This window comes from Methylibium sp. T29, assembly GCF_000576205.1.
Lineage (GTDB): Bacteria > Pseudomonadota > Gammaproteobacteria > Burkholderiales > Burkholderiaceae_C > Methylibium > Methylibium petroleiphilum.
Genome location: NZ_AZND01000274.1, coordinates 1 through 4,082 on the forward strand (window position 1 = coordinate 1; position 4,082 = coordinate 4,082).

The following is a 4,082-nucleotide window of genomic DNA, read 5'->3' on the forward strand; positions in this document are numbered from 1 at the left end:
CACCGCCGTCAAGTCGATGGCTGGTGGGGCGCTCCCGCAAGACGTTATCAATCAGATCAAGGCGCTGGAATTCAGTGCCCGGAAATCAGGTCCGGTGTCGCTCATCAAGCGAGCCGGCAATCAAGAACTCAACGGAGCCGTTCGACTGACCCGCTCCCGATGAACTGATCGCCGTCTGCCTTTGACAGCAGGCCGCTAGATCACCCAGCCAAGCCGCCCTAGAGGCGGCTTTTTCATTTGCAGAACCGCCCTTGTGGCGGTTTTTTCGTTTCTGAAAGGACACGTCATGAAGACGTTCGCTGAACAAGTTGTCGACCTGAAGTCGACCCGTGAAGTCAAGGCCGACGCGATGAAGGCCGTCGCCCAGAAGTCGATCGACGAAGGCCGTTCGATGAACACCGCCGAAGCCGAAGAGTTCGACACCCTCGAAGGTGAGATCAAGCGCATCGACGCCGATGTCGCCCGCCTGTCGCGCGTCGCCGAGATGGATAAGCTGACGGCCAAGGCCGTTGACGCTTCGGACAAGTCGGAGCAGCTCACCAAGGGTGCCCTCGATCGCCAGCCGCTCCAGCTCAAGACCGTTGAGAAGCTGGAGCCCGGCATCGCCTTCGCGCGTTACGCCATGTGCCTGACCAAGGCCAAGGGCAACCACGCCCTGGCGTTCCAGATGGCCGAGCGTCACTACCCGCACACCGAAGCCGTCGTCAAGACGCTGAAGGCGCAGTCGGAAGGCGCGAACCTGCGCGAGATGATGCAGATCAAGGCGACCGTGGCCGCCGGCACCAGCATCGACTCGACCTGGGCCGGCCCGCTGGTCTACGCGCAGACGTTCATGGGCGACTTCATCAGCTACCTGCGTCCGCGCACCCTGATCGGTCAGGCTCAGTTCCGCCCCGTCCCGTTCAACGTCCGCATCGGTGGTCAGACCTCCGGCGGCACGGCGGGTTGGGTTGGTCAGGGCAAGGCCAAGCCTGTGACGAAGTTCGATTTCAACGCGACCACGGTGCCGTTCACCAAGGTTGCCGCGATCTCGGTCATCACGCAGGAACTGGCCCGCTTCTCCGATCCGTCGGCCGAAGCCCTGGTGCGTGACTCGCTGGCGGATTGCGTCATCGCTCGCGTGGACACCGACCTGTTCGATCCGGACGTGGCTGCGGTTGCCAACGTGTCGCCGGCCGGCCTGCTGAACGGCGTCTCGCCGGTCGCTGTGGCGGGGAATTCGATCGACTACGTGGACCCGAACACGGTTCGTTGCGCGATCGCTGCCCTGTGGGCTCCGTGGGACTCGACCAACATCGGTGCCCGCCCGGCCTACTACACGACCCCGGCTGTCGCCCGCATGCTCGCGCTGTCGCGTGAGCCCCTTGGTAACGCTGCTTTCCCGGGCGTGACGATGACCGGCGGCACCTTGGACGGCGTGCCCCTGCGGGTCTCGCAGTACCTGGCGAACAACGGCGGTTCGGGTGGTGCTCCGTTCATCCTCGTGGATGAAGCGGAAATCTACCTGGCCGACGATGGCTCGGTGACCCTGGACGCTTCGGACGTGGCCTCGATCCAGATGGACGACGCACCGACCAACAGCTCCAGCACGACCGTGGCCGCGACTTCGCTGGTCTCCATGTGGCAGACGAACAGTGTCGCATTTAGGGCGGAAAGATTCATCTGGTGGGGTGCTCGCCGTTCGGGCGCTCTGCAGTGGATCGACGGCTTCCCGACGACCTGCTGATGAACGGAGGGGCTTCGGCCCCTCCTTTTCTGGAGAACAGATGAAGGTCACACCGATCAAGAAGTTCGGCGCCTACGTGCCGGGCGACCAATTCGACTTGCCGGAGAAGGCTGCTGCCTTGCTCATTCGTGCAGGTATGTTGCGAGCTGCTGATGTCGAGCCTGCTGCTCCACGGCAAAAGCGCCAGTACCGCCGTCGCGATCTACAGGCGCAAGCGTGAAAATCTTCGGGCTGGAGATCACCAAGGCGATGACGCCTGTTCCGACGATGCGCAATGTATGGCGCGTCATCAGCGAACCGTTCTCCGGCGCATGGCAGATGAACGTCGATGAGAAGGTGGGCGACCTCACGACCTACCCGACCCTCTACGCCTGCATCTATCGCATTTCCTCCGACATCGGAAAGCTCCCGTTCCGCCTGCGTCAGCGTGACGAGGCCGGCATCTGGTCCGATGTCCCCAGTGCTGCTTACGATCCCGTTCTGAGAAAGCCAAACGGCTTCCAGACCGCAGGGCAGTTCCGCGAATACTGGCTTCTCACGAAGCTGATTCAGGGCAATGCTACATCCTCAAGCGCCGCGACAACCGCGGCGTCGTGACCCAGCTCTACATCCTCGATCCGTGCCGGGTCATGCCGATGGTGTCGGACGCTGGGAACGTCTACTACCAACTCCAAACGGACGCGCTGAACACGCTTCCGAACGGCTACCCGGCCGAGAACCTGATCGTCCCCGCGAGCGAGATCATCCACGACCGCTGCATGACGATCCATCACCCGCTGATCGGTGTTCCTCCGCTGTCTGCTGCCTACTGGCCGGCGCTGAAGAACATGAAGATCCTCCGTAGTGCAACGGAGTTCTTCGCGAACAACGCCCAGCCTGGAGGCCTCCTGACAGCCCCTGCGGGGATGACCGAAGACGATGCGAAGGCAGTGCAGACCTATTGGGACCAGAACTTCAACGGCACCAAGTCTGGCAAGGTCGCAATCATCGGTGCGGACATGCGGTTCACGCCGTTTGCGATGAAGTCCATCGACTCACAGATGGTCGAGCAGATGCGCTATTCGGACGAGCAGATCTGCCAGCCGTTCGGCATCCCTCCTTTCAAGGTCGGCATCGGGACCATTCCTCCCGGCTTGGGTGTGGATGGACTGAACCAGCTCTATTACGCCGACGCCCTGCAGACCCACATCGAGCACATGGAAAGCCTGCTGGATGAAGGTTTGAAGATTGCGGCGCCAAGAGGCATTGAGCTAGACCTTGACCCGCTTCTGAGAATGGACGAGGCCAAGCGCGCAGAAGTCGAAACCAAGCTGGTCGCCGGCAAGATCAAGACGCCGGACGAAGGCCGCGCGCGTTTCAATCTTGCCTCGACTGGCGGCGGCGGGGCACTCTACGGACAGCACCAAGATTATCCGCTGGCAATGCTTGAGAACAGGGGATCCTGGGATCCGAACATGATTCAGAACCAGCCGAAGCAGCAGGCGCCTGCAACTGAACCTGTCGCCGAGCCTGCCGAAATCTCCGATGAGGACAAGGCAATGATTGCAGAGGCCCGCTCCATCGTCGCAACACAGAAGGCCATCGCGGCCATGCGGGGGGCCATCAATGTTTGATGCCGAGGCGTTTGGCAAAGCTATGGGCGAAGCAATCCGCAATGCCGTAGAGCCGTTGCAGAAGCGCATTGATGCTCTTGAAGGCAAGCTGGAAAAGGAGCTTGGAGACCTCGCGCACGACGTGCAGGATGCTGTGCAGACTTTTCACGATCGGCCAGCGCCGAAGGACGGCAAGGACTGCGACATGGCGGTGGTCAAGTCGATGGTCGATGAGGCCGTGAAGGCGATCCCCGCTCCTACGAATGGCAAGGACGCAGACCCCGAGCAGATCGCCGGCATGGTGAAACTCGCCGTCGCTGCGATCCCGCCTGCGAAGGACGGCCGGAGCCCGAGCCTGGAAGAAGTCGCGCCGATGATCCGCGCCGAGGTCGAGAAGGCCGTCGCCGCGCTGCCGAAGCCGAAGGACGGAGACCACGGCAAGAGCGTCACGCTGGACGATGTTGCACCAGTCATCCGCGCCGAGGTCGCCAAGGCTGCGGCATCGATTCCTCCAGCGAAGGATGGTGTCGGTCTTGCTGGTGCAGTGATCGACCGCGACGGGAACCTAATTGCCACGCTGACCAATGGTGAGGCCAAGTGCCTCGGACCAGTGGTCGGAAAAGACGGCCAGGACGGCATCGGCTTCGATTCCTTCGATATCGAGTACCTCCCCGACACGCACGAAGTCTCCGTCAAGGCGACCGCTCTCGGGCGGACCAAGGAAGCCCGTTACCCGGCTGGCGGTATCCGTCCCGCTGGGTATT

At 62.1% G+C, this 4,082-nt stretch carries 2 protein-coding genes and 2 pseudogenes; all 4 read left to right on the forward strand.

The annotated features are described in order from the left end of the window. Positions 1–253: 253 nt before the first annotated feature. Positions 254–1,726, forward strand: coding sequence for a phage major capsid protein (locus x551_RS19235; RefSeq protein ID WP_152543592.1), 1,473 nt, complete (start codon positions 254–256; stop codon positions 1,724–1,726). Between the two features lie 40 nt (positions 1,727–1,766). Then, positions 1,767–1,946 (forward strand): hypothetical protein, encoded by a 180-nt coding sequence (locus x551_RS19240; protein ID WP_036235150.1) that lies wholly within the window; start codon positions 1,767–1,769, stop codon positions 1,944–1,946. Between the two features lie 98 nt (positions 1,947–2,044). Continuing rightward, positions 2,045–3,339, forward strand: a pseudogene (locus tag x551_RS19245) (phage portal protein). After that, a pseudogene (locus x551_RS23745) lies at positions 3,332–4,082 on the forward strand (hypothetical protein); the annotation flags it as partial. The pseudogenes x551_RS19245 and x551_RS23745, both read left to right, overlap by 8 nt.

Coding starts and splice junctions, on each gene's coding strand:
- x551_RS19240 (WP_036235150.1), top strand. CDS start 1,767: ATGAAGGTCACACCGATCAAGAAGTTCGGCGCCTACGTGCCGGGCGAC.